Here is a 25,970-nt window from a genome sequence, read left to right on the forward strand (position 1 = left end):
CCGCTGTGAATGCACTACATCATTTACTTTTAGGTTGATGACATGGCGGCTTAGGGCCGCACCCTGCCCTTCGCGTTGTCGTTGCCAGACACTCAAAACCAACGCCGGGAATTCCTGCTCAGACCGCCCTGCGCGCTTGCCGCTCCTTGTCAGAAGTCAATATCGCCGAAATCGCCACCGCCATCGGAGCCGGCATCGTCTGCCTGGTCGGAACCGCCCTCCTCTGCCTGTGACGCCGCCAACTCGGTTGCCTGCGCTTGGCTTCCGCCAAACATGCCGGTGATGGCGTTGCCGAGAAGCACGCCGCCGGCCACGCCCATTGCAGTCTGCGCGGCTCCGGCGAGGAAACCGCCGCCTGCCCTTTGTTGATCATTGCCAGAAAGCGGCTCCTGCGGCGCAGCGGCAGCGGTGCGCCCGACCCGCGGGACCGAACCCGAGCGCCGCCGCCGAAGAGCCCGCCAAGCAATCCGCTGCCGGCAGACTGCTGTGCCTGTTGCTCCAGGTCTTCGATGCGGGACTGCGCCGCGTTCAGCACCTATTCCTGAACAATGATCGTCTGCGCCATGTAGTATGGCGCGCCGGGCTGCCGGGCAATCTGATCGTTGATAAAGCGTTCCGCTTCGGCGTCGCGTGGCGGCGTCTGCCGCTCGACGTTGCCAAGTTTCTCGAAAAGAGTGGCGATCGCCTGCTGGTCGTTCCTGTCCATGCGAAGCAACTCCGATATCCAGTCGCGCCGCGTCCCGAGAGATTTTCGCGGCGCGTTTTCCAAGTCTCTGTTCATGCATGTCGCTGCTGCAAAAATGCTGCCGCGACATGCATGGATTTGACGCGGCTATTCGCGCTCGCCGGTGAAGTTCAACAGCAGCTGGAAGATGTTGATGAAGTTCAGATAGAGTGAGAATGCCCCGAAGACGGCGAGCTTCTGCTGCGATTCAGCACCAAAATTTTCCGCAAACTGCTCCTTGATCGTCTGGGTATCCCAGGCGGTGAGACCGATGAACACGGCGATGCCGATCACCGAGATAGCGAACTGGAGCGCGGTCGAGCCGAGGAAGATGTTGACGATGCTGGCGATCACCACGCCGATCAGACCCATGATCAGGAAGGACGAGAACTGGGTCAGGTCGCGTTTGGTCGTATAGCCGTAAAGGCTGGTCGCGCCGAACATGGTGGCGGCGATGAAGAAGGTGCGCGCGATGCTGGTCCCGGTGAACACCAGGAACACGGAGGCCAGCGACAGGCCCATGACCGCACAGAATGCCCAGAACATCGCCTGAGCGCCGGCTGCGGACATCGTCTGTATCCGGAACGAGAACAACAGCACGAAGGCGAGCGGCGCCAGCATCACCACCCACTTCAACGGAGTGGAAAAGATCGGCACGTAGAGGGCTGGCGTCGAAGCCACGACGAAGGCGATCACGCCGGTAACGACGAGGCCAATTCCCATGTAGTTGTAGACGCGCAGCATGTGCTGGCGCAGGCCCTCGTCATAGACGGCGCCGGTTTGGGCTCCGACGCCGGTGCGGTAACCTAGATTGGGGGTGTTCATGCGGCTTCTCCTTTGTGAAGGTCAGTAAAGCGTGTTGGCGAGCGTTTCTGCGGTGCGATCGAGATCGCGGACACCGCTTCGGGCGACGACTGCGTAAGCAACTTCGCCGATCTGGAAATAGGCCGAGGAAATTTCGCCCGACGGGGCGACGGTCGGCTGGACGACGTCGAACGTTCCGGGCCTGATCGCGAACAGCGAGACCAGTCCCAGGTCTGTTGTTTCGACAGCCATCTCGACGCTCGGGCCGAACTGCGATGGATAGATCTGGACGTCACGGACTTCCCAGTCCTTCGGCAGCGACGGCATGACGATCGCCGTGGCGGCGCGGATTTCGTCCGCATCGTAATCCGGCGCTTCGGGCTGGGATGACATCGCCTCGCGTATGATCGTCGTCCTGTGTGCCCGGATCGCCTCTTCCAGATAGACAGGCGGCTGGGTCGAGGCGACGACTTTCGTCACCGATATCGGCCCGACGATCCCGTTGGCCAACCAGCCCGCAGCCAGCAGGACTGCGACCGCCGCAGCTCGCTGCAACGTGCGCAAGGCGCGCCCTCGAGCCAGTCCCCGTTCCAGCCGCCGTGCCGCATCAGCCGTCGCCGGCCGCGCCATGCCCTTGCATCCGGCAAGCGCCACGCGCAGTTCGTCGCGCGTCCTGAGGTCGGACATGACGCGGGCGGCAGCCTCCGGACGGGCGGAAAGGAACGCCTCGACCTCAATGCGGCGGGCAACGTCCAGCTGGTCGTCGACATAGGCGTCGAGGTCGGCATCGGTCACCGGGTCGCGCAGTTCGCTCATCATGGACATCACGGGCCTCCCACGATCTTGAGGTGGCTTTTCGCATGTGCCGGCAATTTGTCCTCCATCTCGCGAAGCGCTGCGCGCGCCCTGCCGATGCGCGACATCAGCGTTCCCAGCGGCACGCCGCTGGCCTCGGCCGCCTGGCTGTAGGTAAGTCCCTCGATGGCGACGAGATGCAGCGCCGAACGCTGCTCATCCGGCAAATTGAAAAAAGCTTCGCGTACCTGTGCCAGGCGGACGGAATGCTCCTGGGGTGCCTGCATGCTGGCGTCGGCAAGATATCCGGCCTGCTCGACCCGCGCCGCTTCGGATTTGCGGGACCGCAAGCCGTCAATAAAAGCGTTGTGGACGATCGACAGCAGCCATGCGCGCAGGTTTCCGCCGGATCGAAAGGTGCCGCGCCGCTCATAGGCACGCACCAGCGCGTCATGCACAAGATCCTCTGCTTCCGCGCTGTCGCGCGTCAGAGAACGCGCGTAGCGTCGCAAAGAACCAAGCTGTCCTACGATATCGAAGCGTGGCATCGACCCTCTCACGTCCTGTTTACGGAGCATGGCAGGCTTTTAATCCCGCTCTTTGAGTTTTTTGAGTTTTTTGCGATCCGGGATGTCAGGCACAGCCGGTACAACGCCACCAGTGCGCGTACGGCTTCCTTGTCCGGGAACGAGCGGCCCTCCCCGCAGCCGCCTCAATTCGCCGCGCGGTTTTAGCGCCACCGGGGATTTCGATGTTTATCCCTGAATTAATTTGTGACGCGAAAAATCGCGAAAGTGTCATCTTTTTCGGGGCACTTGCGAGTTATAGGCAGGAAACATTCACCGCCGAATCTTCCCTTCGCCGACGGCGCTTTGGGCCCGCTTTTGTTCAACGAATTATCGACCCGACATGACAAGCCCCGACATGACAGGCAATGTGCCAGCCCAGCGGGATACCCGCATCGATGTCTTCCGCGCGCTAGCGCTGCTGACGATCTTCGTCAACCACGTGCCGGGGACGATCTTCGAGTATGTCACGCACAAGAATTTCGGCTTTTCGGATTCGGCCGAAGCATTCGTGCTGATTTCGGGGATTGCCGTTGGGCTCGCCTACGGACTGAAGTTCCAGCCGGGGAATCGGTTGCTCATCACCCTGAAGGCCTGGCGGCGTGCCGGTGTCCTCTATGTCACCCACGTCATGACCACTGTCGCGACGCTGGCGATCTTCTCGGCGGCTGCATTGCATTTCTCGCGGCCCGATCTTTTGAAGCTGATCAACATCCAGATGATCATTGAGGACACGCCGGAAGCGCTGCTCGGCATCGCGGCGCTCGGGCATCAGATCGGCTATAACAACATTCTTTCCATGTATGCCGTCGTACTTCTGATGATGCCGGTTTTCCTGTGGATCGGCACTTTCAGCCTGCGCCTGATGCTCGCTGCGTCCGCTCTCCTCTGGCTCATCGTCGGCGTTTTCCAGATCGCGCCTTCAAATTTTCCCGGCGACGGCTTCTGGTTCCTGAACCCGCTCTCCTGGCAGTTTCTCTTCGTCATCGGCATCGCCGGCATGCTGCATATCAAGCGCGGCGGCGAAATCCGCTTCAACTGGATGATGGCGAGCGCGGCCGTCCTGTATCTGGTCGGCGCGCTGATCTGGGTGCGGTTGCCGCTGTGGGGCATCGAGACGGCCTCCGGCCTGCCTACCGTGCTGACTGGCTTCGACAAGACGTTCCTGTCGCTGTCGCGCCTCATGCACATTCTGGCGATCGCCTATCTGATCGTGGCAATCCCGGCGCTTTCCAATCTGGCGAGGACGAGGCCCGGACACCCGCTCGCGATTCTCGGCAAGCATTCGCTGCCGGTCTTCGTCGCCGGAACGATCCTCGCCATGATCGCGCAGGTGATGAAAGTCGTCAGCCCGGGCGGCCTCCTCTACGACTCGATCCTGATCTCGACAGGCATCGCGCTGCAGTTCGGCTTCGCCTACTACCTCGAATGGTTGCCGCGGATCGGCTGGGGCGGCAAGAAGCGGCAATCTGGAGCCGCCTTGCCGTCTGCTGCTCTCAAACCGGCATGATAGAACGGCGCGACGCGCCGTGCGATCAAGGCCTTTCGCCGGTGCGAGCCTCGCCTCCAGGCCACGCTTTGGATTGCTGTGTCCAGTCGCCCGGTTGGCGGTTTTCAGCCTGGCGCAAATGAAAACCGCTGGCGCAGCACAGCCGATTTGCGTATCACTCCGCCGCCAACGGAGCCGCGCCGATGTTCGAAAACCTCCAGCCTGCCCCTGCCGACAAGATCCTCGCCTTGATCGGCCTCTATCGTGCCGATCCCCGCCCCGGCAAGGTCGACCTCGGGGTTGGCGTCTACAAGGATCGCGATGGCAAGACGCCGGTGATGCGCGCATTGCGCGAAGCCGAAAAGCGATTGCTGCAGAGCCAGGATACCAAGACCTATCTCGGCCTTGCCGGCGATACCGGCTTCAACACGGCGATGGCGAGGCTGGTTTTTGGTCCGGTGGCCGAGCTGACGCGCATCCGTGCGGCGCAGGCGCCCGGCGGCTCGGGCGCGCTGCGGCTGGTGGCCGAGCTGCTCAAGAGGACGCGATCCGACACGACGATCTGGCTGTCGGACCCGACCTGGCCCAACCACATGCCGGTGATGCGCGCCGCCGGCCTGCAGATACGCGAATATCCCTACTTCGACGCAGCCTCAGGTGCTGTTCGCTTCGCCGACATGATGAGCGCGCTGGCGACCGCCAGGAACGGCGACGTGGTGCTGCTGCATGGTTGCTGCCACAATCCGACAGGCGCCAATCTGGACATCGCGCAGTGGGCTGAAATAGCAGACCTCGTCGTCGAGCGCGGCCTGCTGCCCTTTGTCGACATTGCCTATCAGGGGTTTGGCGAGGGCCTTGACGCTGACGCCGCCGGCTTGCGCCTGCTGGCAGCAAAAGTCCCGGAAATGGTCGTTGCCTCGAGCTGCTCGAAGAACTTTGCCGTGTATCGTGACCGCGTCGGCGCGGCGATGATCCTGGCAAAAGACAGCGCGCAGGCGGATGTCGCAATGAGCCAGATGCTGTCGGCGGCGCGCGCCATGTACTCGATGCCGCCGGACCACGGCGCGGCCGCGGTGCGCATCGTGCTTGAAGACGCCACGCTGCGCGCCGACTGGGAAGCGGAGCTCGAGGAGATGCGCCTGCGCATGCTGCGGCTTCGGGTGCAGTTCGCCGATGCGTTGCGGCGGCAGTCCAATTCCGATCGCTTCGATTTCGTCGCCAGCCATCGCGGCATGTTTTCCCGGCTTGGCCTGTCCGAAGCGCAGGTCGAGCGGCTGCGCGCCGAGCACGGCGTCTATATGGTCGGCGACAGCCGCATCAACGTCGCCGGCCTGCCGGAGGACGGCATGGACGCGCTCGCCAAGGCGATCGTCTCCGTGCTCGACTGAGACTTTGAGCGGCGCTGTGGACAATCGCCCCTCGCCGTGCGACGGCGTTGGCTGCACCGTCGGACGCAGGCTAGCATGCGACCGATGAAACCCTCGAAAGACATTTCCAGGCTGATCGAGATCATGGCGGCGCTGCGGGCGCCGGAAACCGGCTGCCCGTGGGACGTCGAGCAGGATTTCTCGAGCATCGCGCCCTACACGATCGAGGAAGCCTACGAGGTGGCGGACGCCATTGCGCGTGGCGACCTGGACGATCTGCGCGACGAGCTCGGCGACCTGCTCCTGCAGGTCGTCTACCATGCGCAGATGGCCGAGGAGGTCGGTGAATTCGCCTTTGGCGACGTGGTCCAGGCCATCACCACAAAAATGATCCGCCGCCATCCGCATGTCTTCGGCGACGATGAGGCGCGCAGCGCCGGCATGGCCAAGGGCATGTGGGAGAAGATCAAGGCCGAGGAAAAAGCCGAAAAGCGAAATGCCCGCCTCGCCCGCGGGCACGATCCGGAGGATCATGGCAAGGGTTTTCTGGACAGCGTACCGGTCGCCCTGCCCGCTTTGACGCGGGCGCTCAAGCTGCAGGAAAAAGCGGCCCGCGTCGGCTTCGACTGGAGCGAGGCCACGCCGATCCTCGACAAGATCGAGGAAGAGATCGGCGAGTTGCGCCAGGCCCTTGCCAAGGGCGATACGGCTTCGATCAAGGACGAGTTCGGCGACATGCTGTTTGCCGTCGTCAATCTCGGGCGTCATCTCAAGGTTGATTCCGAAGCGGCGCTCAGCGGCACCAACGAGAAATTCCGGTCGCGGTTCCACTATGTCGAGCAAGCGCTGGAAAGGTCCGGAAACACCCTGGAAAAGGCGACGCTCGACGAGATGGAGGCGCTTTGGCAGCAAGCTAAAAGCGCGAAGTAACAGAAATTACCCGTTGTTTTTACGGTGCAATCTGGCTTCTATCTCTTCGTGTGCGCTTCGCGTCGCTTTGAGCGACACGGTTATACCGCCATCTTCATTGTCGGTGCGCGAGACCACGTCGCCATTGCGGTAGAGCCAGTCGACGAACCCAAGCTGGTCAGGCTTGAGCGTGACGGTCTGCGTTTCCAGTTCGCCTGAAACTCGTGTCTCGATGATCGCCTTCAGCACATCGATGCCCTCGCCGGTGGCGGCCGATATGGCAATCGGCGGTGCCTTGCTGCCGTCGATCCCGTCGGCGAGCAACCGCTCCCGGTTGCCCTCATCGAGCCGGTCGATCTTGTTCCACACTTCGATGACGCGCCTGCCGTCGCCGGCATCGACGCCGAGATCGGCGAGAATGCGCTCGACATCCTCAGCCTGGGCGGCCGTGTCGGGATCCGAAATATCGCGCAAATGGATGACGAGATCGGCCTCGACCACCTCTTCGAGCGTTGCCCGGAAGGCCGCGATCAGATGCGTCGGCAGGTCCGAAATGAAACCGACCGTGTCCGAAAGGATGACCGGCGTGCCGTGCGGCAGCCGCACCCGACGCAGTGTCGGGTCGAGCGTGGCGAACAGCATGTCCTCGGCCAGCACCCCAGCTCCGGTCAGCCTGTTGAACAGCGTCGACTTGCCGGCGTTGGTATAGCCGACAATGGCCACGACCGGGAACGGCACCTTCTTGCGCTTGGCGCGGTGCAGGTCACGGGTGCGTCGCACTGTTTCCAGCTCGTGCTTGAGCTTGTTGATCTTGTCCTGCAGGACACGGCGGTCCGACTCGATCTGCGTTTCGCCAGGGCCGCCGAGGAAACCGGCACCGCCGCGTTGGCGCTCGAGGTGGGTCCAGCTTCGCACCAGCCGGCCCTTCTGATAGTTGAGGTGCGCCAGATCGACCTGCAGCGTGCCTTCCTTGGTCCGCGCCCGCTCGCCGAAAATTTCCAGGATCAGGCCGGTGCGATCCAGCACCTTGGCGTTCAATTCCTTTTCCAGGTTGCGCTGCTGCACCGGCGTCAGCGGATGATCGACAATGACCAGTTCGACACGGCCCTCTTTGACGATCTCGGCGAACTCCGCGACCTTGCCGCTGCCGAGCAAGGTGGCAGGCCGGGGATCGTTGACGGTCACAACAGCGGTATGGATCGGGTCGAGGTTTATGGCTTGGGCAAGGCCGACCGCCTCGTCGTGGCGGGCCTCGGCAGAACGCGTCAGGCGCGGGCGATTGGTGTCTTCGTCGCTGCGCGGCTGGCGGGTAAGCACCGGCACGATGACCACGGCGCGGGTCGGGCCTTCGGCCTCCGCCCCCGGCTGATATGCTGGTTTTTCGCGAACGCTGCGATCCGCGTCTTTCTTACGTGCCAATCAGGCGCCCTGGCTTTCCTCGCCATCGAACATCTGAACCGGCTGGCTCGGCATGATCGTGGAAATGGCGTGCTTGTAGACGAGCTGGGAGTGGCCGTCTCGACGCAGCAGAACACAGAAATTGTCGAAGGAAGTGACCACACCGGTCAGCTTCACGCCGTTGATGAGGAAGATGGTGAGTGGGTTTTTGCTTTTGCGAACTGAATTCAGGAACAGGTCCTGAAGATTTTGCGATCGTTCCGCCATTGTTCTTGTCTTTCGCCGATCCCCTTCGGTTTGCAGGCCAATGCGCCAAATTAACTGGCACATGTCAAGCGCGCAAACACCGTCTTGCCGTCAACAACGACAAGCAGAACGAGATATATTGATGTTCATTCCACCTGTGCGGTTATCAGGCTGGACTTTTTTCCGCAACGTCAAAAAAGGCGTGCCGCAAGGAAAGTGTTATCGAGCCCGGATGGCCGTTGGCGACCGGAGCACCGTCGATCGCCACGATCGGCATGGCGATTGTGGTCGCGGAGCTGATGAAAACCTCGCGCGCGGCCTTGGCTTCGGCGACCGAAAAGCCCCGCTCCTCGATCGTCAGGCCGAGCTTGGCGGCCACTTCGAACAGCGTGGTGCGGGTGATGCCGCGCAGGATGCCGTGCTCGGCCGGACGCGTCACCAGCACGCCGTCCCTGGTGACGATCCAGGCGTTCGACGACCCACCTTCCTTGACGGTGCCGTCGGCATCGATGAACCAGGCTTCCTGGGCGCCGGCTTCCTTGGCCTTCTGCTTGGCGAGCACGTTTGGCAGCAGGCCGACCGACTTGATGTCGACCCGGTCCCAACGGTTCTCCGGCACGGTGATGACCTTGATTCCGCTTTCGGCCCTCCTGGTGGCAGCAGCGGGGTCGGCTTTCCTGGCGGTAACCACCAGCGACGGCTTCGTGCCCGCCGGGAAAACAAAATCACGGCTGGCGACGCCGCGCGTCACCTGAAGATAGACCAGGCCATCGGCGACATGGTTGCGGCGGACCACCTCGCGCAGGATAATCGGCAACACGCCCGGCGTGACCGGCCAGTCGATCGACAATTCGGTCAGCGAGCGGTTCAGCCGTCCGAGATGGCGAGGCATATCGACGATGAAGCCGCGCGCCACCTCGCAGACCTCGTAGACACCGTCGGCGAACTGATAGCCACGGTCCTCGATATGCACGAAAGCGTCGGCGTGAGCGACATAGCGCCCGTTCACATAGGCAATGCGCGGCATGGGTCACCCCTGAAGAAGTCAGCGCATGGCCCCCGAAAATCGGAATCCATTTTTCGGGGAAGACCATGCGCAAAAAACAAAATGCTACAGCGTCCGTTGCGCGTCCCGAAAGACGTGCGGCAGCGTTTCTTATGCGATTCCGCCGCCGCCGTAACCGATAATTGCGTAGGCCACGACCGGATTGGCTGTCAGACGCCCAGCGACTTCAGCTTCCGGTGAAGCGCCGAGCGCTCCATGCCGATGAACTCGGCCGTCTTCGAGATGTTGCCGCCAAAACGGTTGATCTGGGCGATCAGATAGTCCTTCTCGAACTGTTCGCGCGCTTCACGCAACGGCAGTGCCATGATGTGCTGATCGGATTGGTTTGGCGTGCGCGGCATGACATCGCCGATCTCGGCAGGCAAGAGATCGGCGGTGATCGGTGCGTCGATATCGTCGCCGCGCGCCAGGATCATCAGCCGCTCGACGTTGTTGCGCAACTGGCGAACGTTGCCTGGCCAGTTGTGCGCCTGCAGCACCGCCAGCGCGTCGTCGCCGATGCGCCGCGGCCGGATGCCGGCCTGACGGGCGATCTGCTTCATGAAATTGTCGACAAGATAGGGGATGTCCTCACGCCGCTCGGCCAATCCCGGCACCATGACCGGAACCACCGCCAGGCGGTGATAGAGATCCTCGCGGAAACGACCGTCGGCGATCATCGCCTCCAGGTTCTGCGACGTCGACGAAATGATGCGGACATCGACCTTGACCCGTTTGGTGCCCCCTACCCGCTCGAACTGCTGCTCGACCAGCACGCGCAAGATCTTGTTTTGCGTTTCGCGCGGCATGTCGGCCACTTCGTCGATGTAGAGAATGCCGCGATGGGCTTCCTCAAGCGCGCCGACCTTGCGTTCGACACCGTTTGATTCGGTGCCGAACAGCTCGACCTCCATGCGCTCGGGCGTGATGTTGGCGGCGCTCAGCGTGACAAACGGGGCGCCCTTGCGCGCCGACAGCGTGTGGATGGCGCGCGCCGCGAGTTCCTTGCCCGAGCCGGAGGGGCCGATGATCATGACGCGGCTGTTGGTCGGCGCGACGCGCTCGATGGTCTGGCGCAACTGACTCATCGCCGACGACATGCCGATCAGGTCGAAGGTCTCGCCGCTGCGCAGCTTGAGATCCGAAACCTCGCGTCTCAGCTTCGAGGTTTCAATCGCACGTTCGGCGATGAGGATCAGCCTGTCGGCCTTGAAGGGTTTTTCGATGAAGTCATAGGCGCCGCGGCGGATTGCCGAGACCGCGGTCTCGATGTTGCCGTGGCCCGAGATCATCACCACCGGCAGGCTCGGATGCATCGTCTTGATCTCGTCCAGCAGCGCCAGCCCGTCCAGGCGCGAGCCTTGCAGCCAGATGTCGAGGAAAATCAGCCTCGGCGCCCGGTCGGCGATCGCCGCCAGGGCGCTGTCGGCATCGAATGCCGTGCGGGTTTCGTGACCTTCGTCGCTCAGGATACCGGCGACAAGCTCGCGGATGTCTTCCTCGTCATCGACGATGAGAATGTCAGACGCCATTACCGACCTTTTCAGTTTCTCTTTCGGGTTCCGTCCTGCCTTCGCCACGCGACGGCACGGTGGCGGCGAGCGGCAGGATGATGCTGATCATCGCGCCTCGCCCGTCGTGGAAATCCGCCGGCGCGTCATGCAATTCGAGCCGGCCGCCATGGTCCTCCACTATCTTCTTGACGATAGCGAGGCCGAGCCCGGTGCCCTTCTCGCGTGTCGTCATGTAAGGCTCGAGCAATCGCTGGCGGTTCTCACGCGGCAAGCCCTTGCCGTTGTCGATGACATCGATGCGAACCGCACCATCCTGGCGCCCGGCTTGAATCCGGATTATGCCGTGCGAGCGGTCCTTTTGATCAAGTCCGTCAATCGCCTCGGCTGCGTTCTTGATGACATTGCCAAAAGCCTGCGCCATCAGGCGGCTGTCGAATGTGCCTTTGAGCGGTTCGTTGCCGAATACGCGCTCGAAGGTGATATCGGAGCGGCTCACCTCGACGAGGAACGAGGCTTCGCGCAACGATTCGCGCAAATCAAGGGCCTTCATTTCGGGCTTGGGCATGCGTGCGAAGGCGGAGAACTCGTCGACCATGCGGCCGATGTCCTCCACTTGCCTGATGATCGTATCGGTGCATTGATCGAAAACCTCGCGGTCTTCGGTGATGACCTTGCCGTAGCGGCGCTTGATGCGCTCGGCGGAAAGCTGGATCGGTGTCAGCGGGTTCTTGATCTCGTGGGCGATGCGCCGCGCCACATCCGCCCAGGCCGAGGAACGCTGCGCCTGGACCAGATCGGTGATGTCGTCGACCGTCACGACATAGGATTTCTCCTCCGAACCGTCGTCGCCGGCCTCGACCGTGATCTGCACGTTGAAGGTGCGCTCCGCACCGGCGCGATAGAAGGTCACCTGCTCGCGATGGGCGGGCTTGCCCGACTTGCGGCCGATCTCGAAGACGCGGCCGACATGCGGCAGCACGGCGGAGAGATTTTGCCCGAGTGCGGCGGTGGCGGATATGGCCAGCATCGTTTCGGCCGACCGGTTGACGATGGTGACGATGCCATAGGGATCGACGCCGATCACGCCGGCGGTGACACCGGCAAGCACGGCTTCCGAAAAACGCCGCCGCTCGTCGATCAAATCCTTGGCGGACAGAATCTCGTTACGCTGCGATTTCAGCTCCAGCAGCATCTTGTTGAAGGTGTCGCCGAGCGAGGCGACGTCGCCGTCGGAGGGCCGAACCGGCACGGCAACGTCGAGATTGCCGGTCGCGACCTCGTCGGCGGCGCCGATGAGCTGGCGGATCGGCCGCACCAGGCGGTCGGCCACGGCGATGCCCGTCCAGATGGCGGACAGGATGATGATCAGCGTCAGCGACAGATAGGGAAGTGCAAAGGCCACCTGCGAAGTGCGGCGACTGTCTTCGAGGCCGCGATATTCGTCTGTGTTCGACCTGACAATCTGCCGCGCCTTGATCACCTCGGGATCGACGAGCCGGATGGTGTAGAGATAGAGCCCTTCGATCTCGCGCAGCTTGACGATGGCGCCCATGATGTTGCGCGTCTTCGGCTCGATCAGCACCGGCCTGCCGTCAGCGGCACCGCTCATGGCGCCTTCCGGCGGCTCCGGCATGGCAAAATCGGCGTCGGTCTTGGCGCTCATGACGAACGAACCGTCGGACCTGATCAGTGCGGCATGGGCCAGCGAGCGTCCGACGGCTTCCTTGTTCATCAGATCGAGGAAACCGGTTCGATCGAGGCCGTAGAGCGTGCGGGAGGCGTCGAGATCGTAAGCCATCGACAGGGTTGTTCCCTGGAGATTGCGCGCGTTCTCCTGCACATAGGCATCGGCTATCGACAGCGACGAATTGACAATCGTCTTGGTGCGGATTTCGAACCAGCGATCCAGACCGATGTCGAGGGTGATCGACGCGATGATCGCCACCATGATGGCGGGAATCGCGGCGACCAGTGCGAACATCGCGACGATCCGCACATGCAGCCGCGATGCCGCCTTGCCGCGCCGGCGCGCCATCACGATACGATGTACTTCGCGGCCAACCAGCGCGATCAGGAACAGGATGAACGCCGCATTGACGGCGATTAGCGCCAGCGTTGTGCTCTCGTCCGGCGTGATCGGCGTGGCACCGACGAGGATGGCGAAGGAGATCGCCGCCGTAACCAGCGCACCGGCAATTGCCACCACGCCCGGCAGCGCAAGCAGCCGGCGCCCGTCACTTGTGCGGGGTTCGCTGAAAAGCGTTTCGCTCAGTCTCGATGCCCGTGGAGCCATGTCGCCGTCTAGAGCCAGTGATTGCGTCGGATGTATGCAACGCATTGTGGCGATTATGCAACAAGTGTGGCCTGGACGGAACTGTTTCGGCGCTCGATCCCCCGGAAAAGGCTTCGCTCTGTCTCACCGGCCCGAAATTCGGGCACGATTTGATGAAAGAAACGGCGCTCTAAGCTTGCCTGGTCGATTTGTAGACGTTGACGCCGAGTTCGCGAATCTTCTTGCGCAGGGTGTTGCGGTTGAGCCCGAGGAGTTCCGCAGCCTTGATCTGGTTGCCGCGGGTTGCCGTCATCGACGCGAGCACCAGCGGATATTCGACCTCGGAAAGGATGCGCTGATAGAGGCCGGCGGGCGGCAAATCGCCGGCGAACGACGCAAAATAACGCTGCAGAAAATGCTCCACCGCCTGGCCGATGGACAGATCGTCGGGTATGAGATTGCCGCCGCCGGGAACGACCGGCCTCTCGCCGGTCTTCAGTTCCGCCTCGATGACTTCGGCGGAAATCTCGTCCTGCGAATAGAGCGCGGCAAGTCTGCGGACAAGATTTTCGAGCTCGCGCACGTTGCCTGGCCACGGATAGCGCTTCATCAACTCGATGCCGCCTGTAGAAATGCGCTTGGTCTGCAGGCCTTCGCTGGCGCCGAGCTTGAAGAAGTGCCGGACCAGATCCGGAACGTCCTCGGACCGCTCGCGCAACGCCGGCAGCCTTAGCGGCACGACATTCAGGCGATAGAACAGATCCTCGCGGAAAAGCCCCTGATTGATCAGCGTGCGCAGATCCTTGTTGGTGGCGGCGACGATGCGCACGTCGGTCTTGATCGGCGTGCGGCCGCCGACGGTGGTGTATTCGCCCTGCTGCAGGACACGCAGCAGGCGGGTCTGCGCCTCCATCGGCATGTCGCCGATCTCGTCAAGGAAGAGCGTGCCGCCTTCGGCCTGCTCGAAACGGCCGGTGGAGCGGTTCTGCGCGCCGGTGAAGGCGCCTTTCTCGTGCCCGAACAGTTCCGATTCAATCAGGTCGCGCGGGATCGCAGCCATGTTGATCGCGACAAAGGGGCCGCCGCGGCGGCGGCCATACTCGTGCAGCGCGCGCGCCACCAGTTCCTTGCCGGTGCCCGATTCGCCTGAAATCATTACCGTCAGGTCGGTCTGCATCATGCGCGCCAGCATGCGGTAGATATCCTGCATGGCGGCCGAGCGGCCGACCAGCGGCATCGTTTCCGGCGGCTCGTCCGCCCGTGCATCGATCTTCGGCCGTCGGGGCTCGGAAAGCGCCCGGTTGACGATGTTGAGAAGCTCGGTCAGGTCGAACGGTTTCGGCAGATATTCGTAGGCGCCGGTTTCGGAAGCGCGAATCGCGGTCATGAACGTGTTCTGGGCGCTCATGACGATGACGGGCAGTTCCGGTCGCGCCTTCTTGATGCGCGGCAGCATGTCGAAGGCGTTTTCGTCCGGCATGACCACATCGGTGATGACGAGATCGCCCTCGCCCGCGGCCACCCAGCGCCACAGCGTCGAGGCGTTGGATGTAACACGCACCTCATGGCCGACGCGCGAAAGCGCCTGATTGAGGACGGTGCGGATGGCCGCATCGTCGTCGGCGACGAGAATATTGCCGCGAACCGTCATTTGCGGTCTCCTTCGCCGTCGTCGTCTGTGCCGAACGGCGTTTCTTTCCAGGCTGGCATCAGGATGCGGAAGGTGGTTGCGCGCGGCGTCGAATCGCATTCGATGATGCCGCCATGCTCGCCGACGATTTTCGCGACCAGCGCCAGACCAAGTCCCGACCCGTTAGGCTTGGTGGTGATGAAGGGATCAAACAGGATTGGCAGGATATCTTCGGAGACGCCAGAACCGTTGTCGCGCACGCAAAATTCCAGCGGCAGCGACACGCGGCCCTGCGATCCTGGAACGGAAACACGAATGCCCGGCCGGAACGCGGTCGACAGGGTGATCTCGCCTTGCGGGTCGCCGCCAATGGCCTCGGCCGCATTCTTGACCAGGTTGAGGAACACCTGGATGAGTTGGTCGCGGTTGGCGAAAACCGGAGGCAATGATGGATCATAATCCTCCAATATCTTGATCCGCTTGGCAAAACCGTTCTTGGCAATCGCCTTCACATGGTCGAGCACGACATGGATGTTGACCGGATAGCGATCGACGGGCCGCTCGTCGGAAAACACCTCCATGCGATCGACCAGCGAGACGATGCGGTCGGTCTCGTCGGTGATCAGCCGGGTCAGCGCGCGATCCTCGTCGGAAGCCGACAATTCGAGCAGTTGGGCAGCACCCCGGATGCCGGATAGCGGGTTCTTGATCTCGTGGGCGAGCATCGCGGCAAGGCCGGTCACCGAGCGTGCCGCACCGCGGTGCGTCATCTGACGATCGATCTTGTCGGCCATCGACCGTTCCTGGAACATCACCACGACGGAGCCCGGGAATTCCGACACCGGCGCGACATAGAGGTCGACGACCTTCTCGATGCCGAGGCGCGGCGACGATACGTCGACCCGGTATTCGTTGACGGGTGCCCGGCGCTCGCGCACCTGGTCGACAAGCGTCAGCAACGGACTGCCGAATGGAATGAGCTTGGGTAATGTGTTGCGGGCGAGCATGGTCGCGCTCGAGCGGAAGAAATCCTCGGCATCGGCGTTGGCGAAGGTGATGAACCCTTCCGCATCGAGCATGATCACCGGGCGGCGGATGGTGTTGAGCACGATGTTTGCGGCGTCCGCCATGTCCGTGTTTTGTGCAACGGTGGCATTCATGCTGCGCTCCGCAGGTTCATCGGTTCGGCAGCGCTTGAAAACACCTCGTGCAACGCGGCAATGACGCGGACGGGCTCGAAGCAGGTAAGGATGGCCTTTCGCTGTTCATCGACGACGCCAGCGGCGTGGCGGTCGAGATACCAGCCAAGATGCTTGCGCGCCTGTCGCACGCCGCTTTCGATGCCGTAGAGCGACAGCATGTCGTGGTAGTGAGCAACGACGTAGTCGGCCAGCGCTTGCGGGCTTTCCAGCACACCGGGCGTCATCTCTTTTGCCGCGGCTGCCGCGATGCTGCCTGCCGTCCAGGGTGCGCCGTAGTGGGCGCGGCCGATCATCACCGCGTCGGCGCCCGACTGGTCGAGGATCATTGCTGCCTCCGCCGGCGAGCCGACATCGCCATTGGCAACGACCGGGATCGAAACAGCCTGCTTTATGCGTGCGATGGCGCGCCAGTCGGCCTTGCCCTGGTAGAACTGGCAGCGCGTGCGGCCATGTACCGTCACCATCTGAACCCCCGCCTGCTCGGCGCGGCGCGCCAGTATCGGCGCATTGAGCGCGCTTTCGTCCCAGCCGAGTCGCATCTTGACCGTGACCGGCACCTCGACGGCGCCGACCACCGCCTCGATCAGCGACAAAGCGTGATCGAGATCGCGCATCAGCGCCGAACCGGCATAGCCGCCCGTCACCTTCTTGGCCGGGCAGCCCATGTTGATGTCGATGACGTCGGCGCCCTCGCCCGCGGCTATACGGGCGCCCTCTGCCATATGCACCGCCTCACGGCCGGCAAGCTGGACCATGTGCACCGGCAGCCCGGAATGGCGGATGCGCAGGCCGCAACCGGCTCTGCCCCTGGCAAGTTCGCCGCTCGCCACCATCTCCGACACCACCAACCCGGCGCCATGCGCATAGGCACGCTGCCGGAACGGCTCATCTGTTATGCCCGACATGGGGGCGAGAAAAGCGCGATTGCGGATTCTCACACGACCCACATCCAGCGGAGATGCCAATTTGGTCAGGTCAAGCATGCACAAAAACCAAGCATTTTTAATAGCTGCACATTCACTAGCCAGAATGGCGGCAATGTGCAACGCGCAATGACGTCGCATTAAGGCGCATTTGGGAAAATGCTGGCACTAGCCAAAGTGCGGTGCGTGTTGGGGACGCTATTGGCACTTTGCATCTGCACATGATCTGTTCCGAAAAGCGATTCCACTTTCTGGGATGATGCGCTAAGCGTCTCGGCATGACAGACGCAAGCGAAAAGCAGGCTTTGGCTGCGGACGACAAGGTTGCCGTCGTTATCGTCGCGGCCGGCCGCGGCGCGCGCGCCGGTCAGGCCGACGGGCCGAAGCAATACCAAAGGATCGGCGGCCGTGCCGTCATCGCGCGCACATTGGACGTGTTTTTGGCGCATCCGGGAATCGGTCCTGTCGTCGTCGCCATCCATGCCGACGACAGCGGGCTTTTTCGCAGCGCCGCCGGCGCCAATGCCGACCGGGTGGTCACGGTGACCGGTGGCGCGTCCAGGCAGGACTCCGTGCGGCTCGGATTGCTTGCGCTGAGAAGCCATGCGCCGCGCCGGGTTCTGGTCCATGATGCCGTCCGCCCGTTCGTCGACGCGGAATTGATAGACCGCACGGTCGCCGCCATCGGCGAGCGCCAGGGAGCGCTGCCTGCCCTGCCCGTCGCCGATACGCTGAAACGTGAATCGGCCGCCGGCATGATCGGCGAGACGGTTTCCAGGAACGGGCTTCATGCCGCGCAGACGCCGCAGGGCTTCCCGTTCTGGCCGATCCTGGCTGCCCACGAAAAGGCCCATCATCTGGGCAAGGCGGACTTCACCGACGACGCCGCGATTGCCGAATGGGCGAATATTCCAGTGAAAATCGTCCCGGGCTCGCCGGAAAATGTCAAACTCACCTGGGCAAGGGATATCTCGATGGCGGATCAGCGGCTTTCCGGCGAACGGCCGCGTTTTCCGGACATCCGCACCGGCAATGGCTACGACGTCCATGCCTTCGAGCCCGGCGACCATGTCGTCCTGTGCGGCGTCTCCATCCCGCACGACAAGAAGCTGTCCGGCCATTCGGACGCCGATGTCGGCCTGCACGCCTTGACCGACGCGCTGCTCGCCACTTGCGGCGCCGGCGACATCGGCACGCATTTCCCGCCATCGGACCCGCAGTGGAAAGGCGTGGCCTCGCGGATCTTCGTCGAGCATGCGGCAGAACTGGTACGCGCGCGCGGCGGGCGCATCGCCAATGCCGACATCACGCTGATCTGCGAGGCGCCGCGCGTCGGCCCGCATCGCGAAGCGATGACCGAAATCCTTTCGGCAATGCTGGCGATTTCCCGGGACCGCATCTCGATCAAGGCGACAACCAACGAAAAGCTCGGCTTTGTCGGACGCGAGGAAGGCATAGCCGCCATCGCCACCGCCAGCGTCGTGTTTCCAGGTGATGTCCCCGAATGAGCAACAGCGATCTCGCAGATGCCCTGCTTCAAGCCTGCCAACAGCGCGGCATCATGCTGGCGACGGCCGAGAGCTGCACCGGCGGCATGATCATCGCCGCCTTGACCGACATCGCCGGCTCTTCGACAGTGGTCGACCGGGGTTTCATCACCTATTCCAACGAGGCCAAGACTGAGATGCTCGGCGTTTCCGCCGCCACGCTCGAGGCGCACGGCGCGGTCTCACGGGAAACGGCGGTCGAGATGGCGGCCGGCGCCTTGGACCATTCGCGCGCCGGGCTAACCCTTGCCGTCACCGGCATTGCCGGTCCGGGCGGCGGCTCGACGGAAAAGCCCGTCGGCCTGGTCTGGTTCGGTATCGCCTTGACCGGCCGGCCGGTCGTCAGCGAATGCCAGTTGTTTGCCGACAAAGGCCGCAAGTTCATCCGCCGGGAGACGGTCAGGCACGCGCTTGAACTGGGCTTGCGCGCGCTCGCTGCGGATCAGGCTGCCGGCGCTGCGCCATAGATGACGTCGGCGCGCTTCTCGAACGCCTCGGAAAACATGCGGAAGGCGCGATCGAACATCGCTCCCATCACCGCACCCAGAATACGACTCTTGAATTCGTAGTCGATGAAGAAGCAGACATTGCAGCCGCCGTCGGCCGGCTCGAAACGCCAGGCATTGCTCAGATATTTGAACGGACCGTCGATATATTTGACGTCGATGGCCTTCTCGTCAGGCTTTAGCAGCACCTGCGTGGTGAAAGTCTCGCGGATCGCCTTGTAGCCAATGCTCATGTCGGCGACGAGGAGGGTGCGTCCGTCGCGTTCCTTGCGCGAGCGAACCGTCAGCGCCTCGCAAAGCGGCAGGAATTGCGGATAGGATTCGACATCGGCGACCAGAGCGAACATCTGTTCCGGCGTATGCGCAACGCGGCGATGGGCTTCGAATTGTGGCATGAAACCAGTGTGTTAGGCGGACTTCTTGAGAAACGCTTCCCGTGCCGCGCGCAGCTTGGCGAAATCGTCGCCGGCGTGATGCGACGAACGCGTCAGCGGGCTCGATGCCACCAGCAGGAAGCCCTTGGTCTTGCCGATTGTCTCGAAGGACTTGAATTCCTCCGGCGTGACGAAACGGATCACCGGATGGTGCTTTTTCGATGGCTGCAGATACTGACCGATTGTCATGAAGTCGACATTGGCCGAACGCAGATCGTCCATCAATTGCAGGATCTCGTTCCGCTCCTCGCCAAGGCCAACCATGATGCCGGATTTGGTGAAGATCGAGGGATCGAGTTCCTTGACCCGCTGCAGCAGCCTGATCGAATGGAAATAGCGGGCGCCCGGCCGGACCGTCAGATAGTTCGACGGAACGGTCTCCAGATTGTGGTTGAACACATCAGGCTTGGCCGCCACCACGATCTCCAGCGCGCCGTCCTTGCGCAGGAAGTCGGGCGTCAGGATTTCGATCGTCGTCGAAGGCGTTGCCGCCCTGATGGCGCGGATGACCTCGGCAAAGTGCTGAGCGCCGCCATCGGCGAGATCGTCGCGGTCGACTGAGGTGATGACGACATGGGTTAGACCCATTTGCTTGACGGCGTGGGCGATGCGCGCCGGTTCATCGGGATCGAGCGCGGTCGGAATGCCGGTGGCGACGTTGCAGAAGGCGCAGGCGCGCGTGCAGATCTCGCCCATGATCATGAAGGTGGCGTGCTTCTTCTCCCAGCACTCACCGATATTGGGGCACCCGGCCTCTTCGCACACCGTCACCAGCCTGTGCGACTTCACGATGTCGCGCGTCTCGGCATAGCCTTTCGACATCGGCGCCTTGACGCGGATCCAGTCGGGCTTGCGCAGCACATCCTGGTCAGGCTTGTGCGCCTTTTCAGGATGCCGCAGGCGCGGCGCATTGGCGATCGTGTCGAGGACGGTGACCATCAGAAATCCAGTTCATTCGCGATCGCTTCCGGCGTTCGCTTTCCATCTAGGACTTTTCGCTGCAAAGAAAAAGGCCGCGGCGACGCATGCCGCCACAGCCGTTTTCGCATGGCAAGAGTTCAGCAACTAACGACGCACCATGCGCCCTGCCAAGATCAGCAGGCAGGCGCCAACGAAACCGGTGATCAGATAGGCGATCCAGCCGGTGCCGAAGGCGCCGATGTTGAGCGCCTGCAGGATGGCATTCAGCACGATCGCGCCGACGATGCCCAGAACGATGTTCATCAAGATGCCCATGTTGCTTTTCATGAACATCTCGGCAAGCCAGCCCGCCAGCCCGCCGATGATGATGGCTGCGATCCAGCCCACGCCATTCACGTCCATATGCCCTCTCCTCTGGTGATAAATGCATCCGGAAACGAATTACCTTACGGTTGAGTTCCTTGGCTCTCACCTTTTGAGTCTCACGCGGTCAATTTATCACGCGTTGAGCGCGCGGCCATAGGCGTCGAGCACGCTTTCCTTCATCATCTCCGACAGCGTCGGGTGCGGGAAGATCGTGTGCATCAGTTCTTCCTCGGTGGTCTCCAGGTTCATCGCCACGACAAAGCCCTGGATCAGCTCGGTCACTTCGGCACCGACCATATGCGCGCCGAGCAACTGCCCGGTCTTCCTGTCGAAGATGGTTTTTACGAAACCCTGGTCCTCGCCGAGCGCGATGGCCTTGCCGTTGGCGGCGAACTGGAAGCGGCCGACGCGGATGTCCTTGCCTTCGGCCTTGGCTTTCGCTTCGGTCAACCCGACGGAAGCAACCTGCGGGTTGCAATAGGTGCAGCCCGGAATTTTCAGTTTGTCAGTGGCGTGCACGCCGGGGACGTTGGCGATCTTCTCCACGCAGACCACGCCTTCATGCTCGGCCTTGTGGGCGAGCATAGGCGGGCCGGCAACGTCGCCGATAGCATAGATGCCGGGCACATTGGTGCTGCCGTAGCCGTCGACGACGACGCAGCCGCGATCGGTCTTCACGCCGAGCGCCTCGAGGCCGAGATTCTCGATATTGCCCTGCACGCCGACGGCCGAGATCATCCGGTCGGCGGTGATCTTCTCGACCTTGCCGTCCTTCATCTCGACATGCGCGGTTACCGAGTTCGCAGCTTTTTCGACCTTGGTGACCTTCGCATCGAGGATGATCTTCATGCCTTGCTTCTCGAACTGCTTTTGCGCGAATTTCGAGACCTCTGCGTCCTCGACCGGCATCACCGCCGGCAGCAACTCAACCACCGTCACCTCCGCGCCCATGGTGCGGTAGAATGAGGCGAATTCGATGCCGATTGCGCCCGAACCCATCACCAGCAGCGATTTCGGCATCTCCTTCGGCACCATCGCTTCGAAATAGGTCCAGATCAGCTTGCCGTCGGGCTCGATGCCGGGCAGCGCCCGCGGCCTGGCGCCGGTCGCCAGGATGATGTGCTTGGCGGTGTAGGTGCCCTCGCCCTTGACGCCCTTGGGCGCCGGCGGCTGAGGCTCCATCGGCTTCTTCGACGATTTCGACACGACGATCTCGCCCGGTCTGTCGCCGGAAGCCGCTTTGGACAGCCTGGCTTCGCCCCAGATGACATCGACCTTGTTCTTCTTCATCAGGAAGGCGACGCCGCCGTTCAGCCGCAGCGAGACCTTTCGCGAGCGGTCGACCACGGCAGCGGTATCGACGCTGACCTTGCCGTCGATCTTCAAGCCGTAGTCCTTCAAATGATCCGAATAGTGCATGATCTCGGCCGAACGCAGCAGCGCCTTGGTCGGGATGCAACCCCAGTTGAGGCAGATGCCGCCGAGATGCTCGCGCTCGACGATCGCTGTCTTGAACCCGAGTTGGGCGGAACGCACCGCCGTGACATAGCCGCCGGGGCCGGAGCCGATGATGATGACGTCGTAGTTCTCAGCCACGGATTTCTCCCATGATTCTCTAGAGTTCCAGCATGACGCGCACGATTGGCGCCAATGCCTGCCCGATTTTGCGCGTGTTCTCTGCGTCGAGATGGACGCCGTCGAGTGGCGTGGTCTCGGCCACCGAGCCGGCATCGAAGAAGCCGCAGCCGACCTCGTCGGCAAGGACGGAAAATTGTGGCGCCAGCCGCTTCGACGCTTCATCGCCGCCGGCGAACATTTCTTTGAATTCGGCGTTTTCCGTGCGGCTGACGGCGGGCGGCGCGACGATCAGGATTTGCGGCGACGGCCAATCGAACGGGTAGTCGTGACCGCGCACGATGTCGATCAGGCGCTGCATGCCTTGCTTGGCGGCGACCGGATTGCCGTGAATCCACGGCTTCATGTCGTTGGCGCCGAGCATAATGATGACCAGGTCGATCGGCGCATGCGTCATCAGGATCGTCGGCAGCACTCTTGCGCCGTTACGGTCGGCGCCGGCCAGATGGTCGTCGAAAGCCGTTGTGCGGCCGTTCAAGCCTTCGGCGATGACCTCGATACCGCCTCCCAACGTCGCCTGCAGCACACTCGGCCAGCGGTCGTTGAGCGGGTGACGATCCAGACTTGCCGCATCATAGCCCCAGGTGAGCGAATCGCCGTAGCAAAGGACTGTTTTCATGCGTTTGCCCCACTCCGGTCGAAATTCGCCTGCGCGCGCCTCACCCGCCAACCCACGAACAGCCAATGCACGACGATCGTTGCGACGCTGGAAAGGCTGAAGGCAAAAAGGCTGGTGAAGAGTTTTTCCGCACCCCCTCCTTCCTTTCTAGACCAGCATGCCCATCGGGTTTTCGATCATGCGTTTGAAGGCGACAAGGAGTTCGGCGCCGAGCGCCCCGTCGACGGCGCGGTGATCGGTCGACAATGTCACCGACATGATTGTCGCTGTTCTGATCTCACCGTTCTTGACCACCGCGCGCTCCTCGCCGGCGCCGACCGCCAGGATCGTCGCATGCGGCGGGTTGATGACGGCGGCAAAGTCCTTGATGCCGAACATGCCGAGATTGGACACCGCCGTGGTGCCGCCCTGGTATTCTTCCGGCTTCAGCTTGCGGCTGCGCGCGCGGCTGGCAAGATCCTTCATCTCGTTGGAGATGACCGACAGCGTCTTTTCGTCGGCGCGCCGGATGATCGGCGTGATCAGCCCGCCGGGGATCGACACGGCGACACCGACGTCGGCATGCTTGTGCTTGACCATGGCGCTCTCGGTCCATGACGCATTGGCATCCGGCACCGCCATCAGCGCCATTGCCATCGCTTTGATGATCATGTCGTTGACCGACAGCTTGTAGGCCGGCGCCTCACCCTTGTCGGTCTTCTTCACCGGGGCGGCCGCATTGAGCTGCGCGCGCAGGGCCAGAAGCGCATCAAGCTCGCAGTCGAGCGTCAGGTAGAAGTGCGGGATGGTGGTCGTGGCCTCGACCAGCCGGCGCGCAATGGTCTTGCGCATGTTGTCATGCGGGACAAGCTCGTAAGAGCCGTCGGCAAACAGTTTCAGCACCTGGTCGTCCGACATTGGCTTGGCTGCGGCCGCCGGAGCCGGAGCGCCGGCAGGTGCGGCTTTCGCGGCGGGTGCCGCCTTGGCGCCGCCGCTGGAAATCGCTGCGTCGACATCGGCCTTGACCACGCGTCCATGCGGGCCGGAGCCGGTCACGGCGGAGACATCGACACCGGCTTCCCGGGCGATGCGACGGGCCAGCGGCGAGGCGAAGGTGCGACCGTCCGACTGGCTGATCTCCCCCCTTGTGGGGGAGATGGCCGGCAGGCCAGAGGGGGGCGCCTCGTTCCTTGCCGCTGGCGGGACAGCGCCCCCCTCTGTCGACTTCGTCGACATCTCCCCCACGGATGGGGAGATTGGCGCCTTATCCTGTTTTGCCTCGGCCTTTGCCGGCGCAGCGCCGTCGCCGCTTTTCGCGGCAGCCGCCGCATCTTCACCTTCGGCCGCGAGCACGGCGATCAGCGCGTTGACCTTGACGCCTTCGGTGCCGGCTGGAACCACCAGCTTGGCCACCGTGCCCTCATCGACAGCTTCGACTTCCATCGTCGCCTTGTCGGTCTCGATCTCGGCGATCACATCGCCCGGCGAAACCTTGTCGCCCTCCTTGACCAGCCACTTGGCAAGATTGCCCTCTTCCATCGTGGGCGACAGGGCCGGCATGGTGATGTTGATCGGCATAGGTATTCTTCTCCCAAGCGAAATGCGTTCACCGTGTCAGCAGCGCTATACAGATAGCGAAAGAGTCTCTCTCGCAGTCGCCACCGGATCCTCCCCATTCATCAGCGATATGTGACGGCCTTGACCGCCTCGACGACCTCGCCGACATTGGGCAGCGCCAGCTTTTCGAGGTTTGCCGCATAGGGCATCGGCACGTCCTTGCCGGCAATGGTGATGACCGGCGCGTCGAGGAAATCGAAGGCGCGCTGCGACACCTGGCTGGCGATGTGGTCGCCGACCGAGCTCTGCGGGAATCCTTCCTCCACCACCACGAGACGATTGGTCTTCTTGACCGAGGCGATGATGGTGTCGAAATCGAGAGGGCGGATGGTCCTGAGGTCGATGATCTCGGCATCGATGCCCATGCCACGCAATTCGGCCTCTGCCTTCACCGTGTAGCTCATGCCGATGCCGAAAGAGACGATGGTGACATCCTTGCCCGACTTGTGGATGCGCGCCTTGCCGATCGGCAGCACGAAATCGTCGATCTTCGGCACATCGAAGGACTGGCCGTAGAGGATTTCGTTCTCGAGGAAGATGACCGGGTTCGGGTCACGGATCGCGGCCTTCAGCAATCCCTTGGCGTCGGCGGCGGTGTAGGGCATCACCACTTTGAGGCCGGGAATGTGGCTGTACCAGGCGGCATAGCACTGTGAGTGCTGGGCGGCGACGCGGGCGGCCGCGCCGTTTGGCCCGCGGAAGACGATGGGCGCGCCCATCTGGCCGCCGGACATATAGAGCGTCTTGGCGGCAGAGTTGATGATATGATCTATCGCCTGCATGGCGAAGTTGAAGGTCATGAACTCGACGATCGGCCTCAGGCCGGCCATCGCCGCGCCAACACCGACGCCGGCAAAACCGTGCTCGGTGATCGGTGTGTCGACGACGCGACGCGCCCCGAATTCCTGCAGCAGCCCTTGCGTGATCTTGTAAGCGCCCTGGTACTCGGCGACCTCCTCGCCCATCACGAAGACGTCTGCGTCACGGCGCATTTCCTCGGCCATCGCGTCACGCAGCGCTTCGCGCACCGTGGTCGAGACCATCTCCGTGCCGGCCGGGATGTCGGGATCGGCGGCGATTTCGGTTCTCGGCGCCGCGGCGACAGGTGCTGCGCCCTCGCTTTTGGCCGCAGCAGGCGCTGGCGCTGCAGTTTCCGCCTTGGCAGGTTCCTCACCGATGCCTTCGCCTGCCTTGTCGATGTCTTCACCATCAACGGCGAGCACGGCGATCAGCGTGTTGACCTTGACACCTTCGGTGCCGGCAGGAACCACGATCTTGGCTAGCGTGCCTTCGTCGACGGCCTCGACTTCCATCGTCGCCTTATCGGTTTCGATCTCGGCGATCACATCACCAGCGACAACCTTATCGCCCTCTTTCTTCAACCATTTGGAAACATTGCCCTCTTCCATAGTCGGCGAGAGAGCGGGCATGAGAATTTCGATCGGCATGGCCTTGCCCTCTC

The 25,970-nt window shown here is 62.7% G+C and carries 25 protein-coding genes; 5 read left to right on the top strand and 20 right to left on the bottom strand.

What is annotated here, in order from left to right; translation table 11 throughout:
- Positions 1–149 precede the first annotated feature (149 nt).
- The 5 genes from AC0L28_RS17265 to AC0L28_RS17285 are packed head-to-tail and all read right to left on the bottom strand — an operon-like array spanning position 150 to position 2,871.
- Positions 150–572 carry a DUF2076 family protein gene (locus AC0L28_RS17265; protein ID WP_287173880.1) on the bottom strand — a complete coding sequence of 141 codons (423 nt, stop codon included), beginning with the start codon at positions 570–572 and terminating at the stop codon, positions 150–152.
- The gene (locus AC0L28_RS17270) at positions 536–781 is read right to left on the bottom strand and encodes a DUF2076 domain-containing protein (RefSeq protein WP_473478964.1); all 246 of its coding nucleotides are present in this window, start codon (positions 779–781) and stop codon (positions 536–538) included. Before AC0L28_RS17270 ends, AC0L28_RS17265 begins: the two co-directional genes overlap by 37 nt.
- A 51-nt stretch (positions 782–832) precedes the next feature.
- A complete protein-coding gene (locus AC0L28_RS17275) occupies positions 833–1,549 on the bottom strand; it encodes a Bax inhibitor-1/YccA family protein (protein ID WP_023799215.1) in 717 nt (238 codons plus the stop codon).
- Between the two features lie 21 nt (positions 1,550–1,570).
- Entirely contained in the window at positions 1,571–2,344 is a 774-nt protein-coding gene (locus AC0L28_RS17280; protein WP_473479148.1) for an anti-sigma factor family protein, read from the bottom strand.
- 8 nt (positions 2,345–2,352) lie between these two features.
- A complete protein-coding gene (locus AC0L28_RS17285) occupies positions 2,353–2,871 on the bottom strand; it encodes a sigma-70 family RNA polymerase sigma factor (RefSeq protein WP_287230473.1) in 519 nt (172 codons plus the stop codon).
- Between the two features lie 361 nt (positions 2,872–3,232).
- Between AC0L28_RS17285 and AC0L28_RS17290 the strand changes: the two genes are divergently transcribed.
- The 3 genes from AC0L28_RS17290 (at position 3,233) to mazG (ending at position 6,675) form a co-directional block, all read left to right on the top strand.
- Complete coding sequence (locus AC0L28_RS17290; RefSeq protein WP_287230471.1) at positions 3,233–4,399, top strand: OpgC family protein; 1,167 nt, start codon at positions 3,233–3,235, stop codon at positions 4,397–4,399.
- Between the two features lie 182 nt (positions 4,400–4,581).
- On the top strand, positions 4,582–5,766 hold the full coding sequence (locus AC0L28_RS17295) for an amino acid aminotransferase (RefSeq protein ID WP_473478966.1): 1,185 nt from the start codon (positions 4,582–4,584) through the stop codon (positions 5,764–5,766).
- 84 nt (positions 5,767–5,850) lie between these two features.
- Positions 5,851–6,675: a nucleoside triphosphate pyrophosphohydrolase gene (gene mazG / locus AC0L28_RS17300; protein ID WP_287230469.1), complete on the top strand. Its 825-nt coding sequence runs from the start codon at positions 5,851–5,853 to the stop codon at positions 6,673–6,675.
- 6 nt (positions 6,676–6,681) lie between these two features.
- Here the strand turns inward: mazG and hflX are convergent, their stop codons facing one another.
- The 8 genes from hflX to dusB form a co-directional block, all read right to left on the bottom strand.
- Positions 6,682–8,073, bottom strand: a complete 1,392-nt coding sequence (gene hflX, locus AC0L28_RS17305) for a GTPase HflX (RefSeq protein WP_473478968.1) — start codon at positions 8,071–8,073, stop codon at positions 6,682–6,684.
- Complete coding sequence (hfq, locus tag AC0L28_RS17310; RefSeq protein ID WP_006202172.1) at positions 8,074–8,319, bottom strand: RNA chaperone Hfq; 246 nt, start codon at positions 8,317–8,319, stop codon at positions 8,074–8,076. It lies immediately after the preceding gene.
- Positions 8,320–8,464: 145 nt separating this feature from the next.
- Entirely contained in the window at positions 8,465–9,325 is an 861-nt protein-coding gene (locus AC0L28_RS17315) for a D-amino-acid transaminase (protein WP_023799221.1), read from the bottom strand.
- Between the two features lie 188 nt (positions 9,326–9,513).
- Complete coding sequence (ntrX, locus tag AC0L28_RS17320; RefSeq protein ID WP_027153990.1) at positions 9,514–10,875, bottom strand: nitrogen assimilation response regulator NtrX; 1,362 nt, start codon at positions 10,873–10,875, stop codon at positions 9,514–9,516.
- Entirely contained in the window at positions 10,865–13,150 is a 2,286-nt protein-coding gene (locus AC0L28_RS17325) for a sensor histidine kinase NtrY-like (protein WP_287230465.1), read from the bottom strand. The genes ntrX and AC0L28_RS17325 overlap by 11 nt, the downstream gene beginning before the upstream one ends.
- Before the next feature lie 169 nt (positions 13,151–13,319).
- Positions 13,320–14,780, bottom strand: coding sequence for a nitrogen regulation protein NR(I) (ntrC, locus tag AC0L28_RS17330; RefSeq protein WP_023799224.1), 1,461 nt, complete (start codon positions 14,778–14,780; stop codon positions 13,320–13,322).
- Positions 14,777–15,919 (bottom strand): two-component system sensor histidine kinase NtrB, encoded by a 1,143-nt coding sequence (locus tag AC0L28_RS17335; protein WP_287260792.1) that lies wholly within the window; start codon positions 15,917–15,919, stop codon positions 14,777–14,779. Before AC0L28_RS17335 ends, ntrC begins: the two co-directional genes overlap by 4 nt.
- Positions 15,916–16,944 carry a tRNA dihydrouridine synthase DusB gene (gene dusB / locus AC0L28_RS17340; protein ID WP_287260791.1) on the bottom strand — a complete coding sequence of 343 codons (1,029 nt, stop codon included), beginning with the start codon at positions 16,942–16,944 and terminating at the stop codon, positions 15,916–15,918. Before dusB ends, AC0L28_RS17335 begins: the two co-directional genes overlap by 4 nt.
- Before the next feature lie 218 nt (positions 16,945–17,162).
- Between dusB and AC0L28_RS17345 the strand changes: the two genes are divergently transcribed.
- Together AC0L28_RS17345 and AC0L28_RS17350 are read left to right on the top strand one after the other, a co-directional pair.
- Complete coding sequence (locus AC0L28_RS17345; RefSeq protein WP_287260789.1) at positions 17,163–18,392, top strand: bifunctional 2-C-methyl-D-erythritol 4-phosphate cytidylyltransferase/2-C-methyl-D-erythritol 2,4-cyclodiphosphate synthase; 1,230 nt, start codon at positions 17,163–17,165, stop codon at positions 18,390–18,392.
- Positions 18,389–18,898 (top strand): CinA family protein, encoded by a 510-nt coding sequence (locus AC0L28_RS17350; protein WP_023799228.1) that lies wholly within the window; start codon positions 18,389–18,391, stop codon positions 18,896–18,898. The genes AC0L28_RS17345 and AC0L28_RS17350 overlap by 4 nt, the downstream gene beginning before the upstream one ends.
- On the opposite strand, the gene AC0L28_RS17355 is transcribed toward AC0L28_RS17350, so the two are convergent.
- The 7 genes from AC0L28_RS17355 to AC0L28_RS17385 form a co-directional block, all read right to left on the bottom strand.
- Positions 18,874–19,332 carry a type II toxin-antitoxin system RatA family toxin gene (locus AC0L28_RS17355; protein ID WP_023799229.1) on the bottom strand — a complete coding sequence of 153 codons (459 nt, stop codon included), beginning with the start codon at positions 19,330–19,332 and terminating at the stop codon, positions 18,874–18,876. The two genes, AC0L28_RS17350 and AC0L28_RS17355, sit on opposite strands and share 25 nt — an antisense overlap.
- 12 nt (positions 19,333–19,344) lie before the next feature.
- Positions 19,345–20,310, bottom strand: coding sequence for a lipoyl synthase (lipA, locus tag AC0L28_RS17360; RefSeq protein ID WP_027153994.1), 966 nt, complete (start codon positions 20,308–20,310; stop codon positions 19,345–19,347).
- A gap of 126 nt (positions 20,311–20,436) precedes the next feature.
- Entirely contained in the window at positions 20,437–20,694 is a 258-nt protein-coding gene (locus tag AC0L28_RS17365; protein WP_023799232.1) for a GlsB/YeaQ/YmgE family stress response membrane protein, read from the bottom strand.
- 96 nt (positions 20,695–20,790) lie between these two features.
- Positions 20,791–22,254 (bottom strand): dihydrolipoyl dehydrogenase, encoded by a 1,464-nt coding sequence (gene lpdA / locus AC0L28_RS17370; protein WP_023799233.1) that lies wholly within the window; start codon positions 22,252–22,254, stop codon positions 20,791–20,793.
- 19 nt (positions 22,255–22,273) lie between these two features.
- Complete coding sequence (locus tag AC0L28_RS17375) at positions 22,274–22,912, bottom strand: SGNH/GDSL hydrolase family protein (RefSeq protein WP_023799234.1); 639 nt, start codon at positions 22,910–22,912, stop codon at positions 22,274–22,276.
- Between the two features lie 147 nt (positions 22,913–23,059).
- Positions 23,060–24,469, bottom strand: coding sequence for a pyruvate dehydrogenase complex dihydrolipoamide acetyltransferase (locus tag AC0L28_RS17380; protein WP_287260785.1), 1,410 nt, complete (start codon positions 24,467–24,469; stop codon positions 23,060–23,062).
- Positions 24,470–24,570: 101 nt separating this feature from the next.
- Entirely contained in the window at positions 24,571–25,956 is a 1,386-nt protein-coding gene (locus tag AC0L28_RS17385) for a pyruvate dehydrogenase complex E1 component subunit beta (RefSeq protein ID WP_023799236.1), read from the bottom strand.
- Between the last annotated feature and the right edge of the window lie 14 nt (positions 25,957–25,970).

The organism is Mesorhizobium sp. WSM4847 (assembly GCF_055811335.1).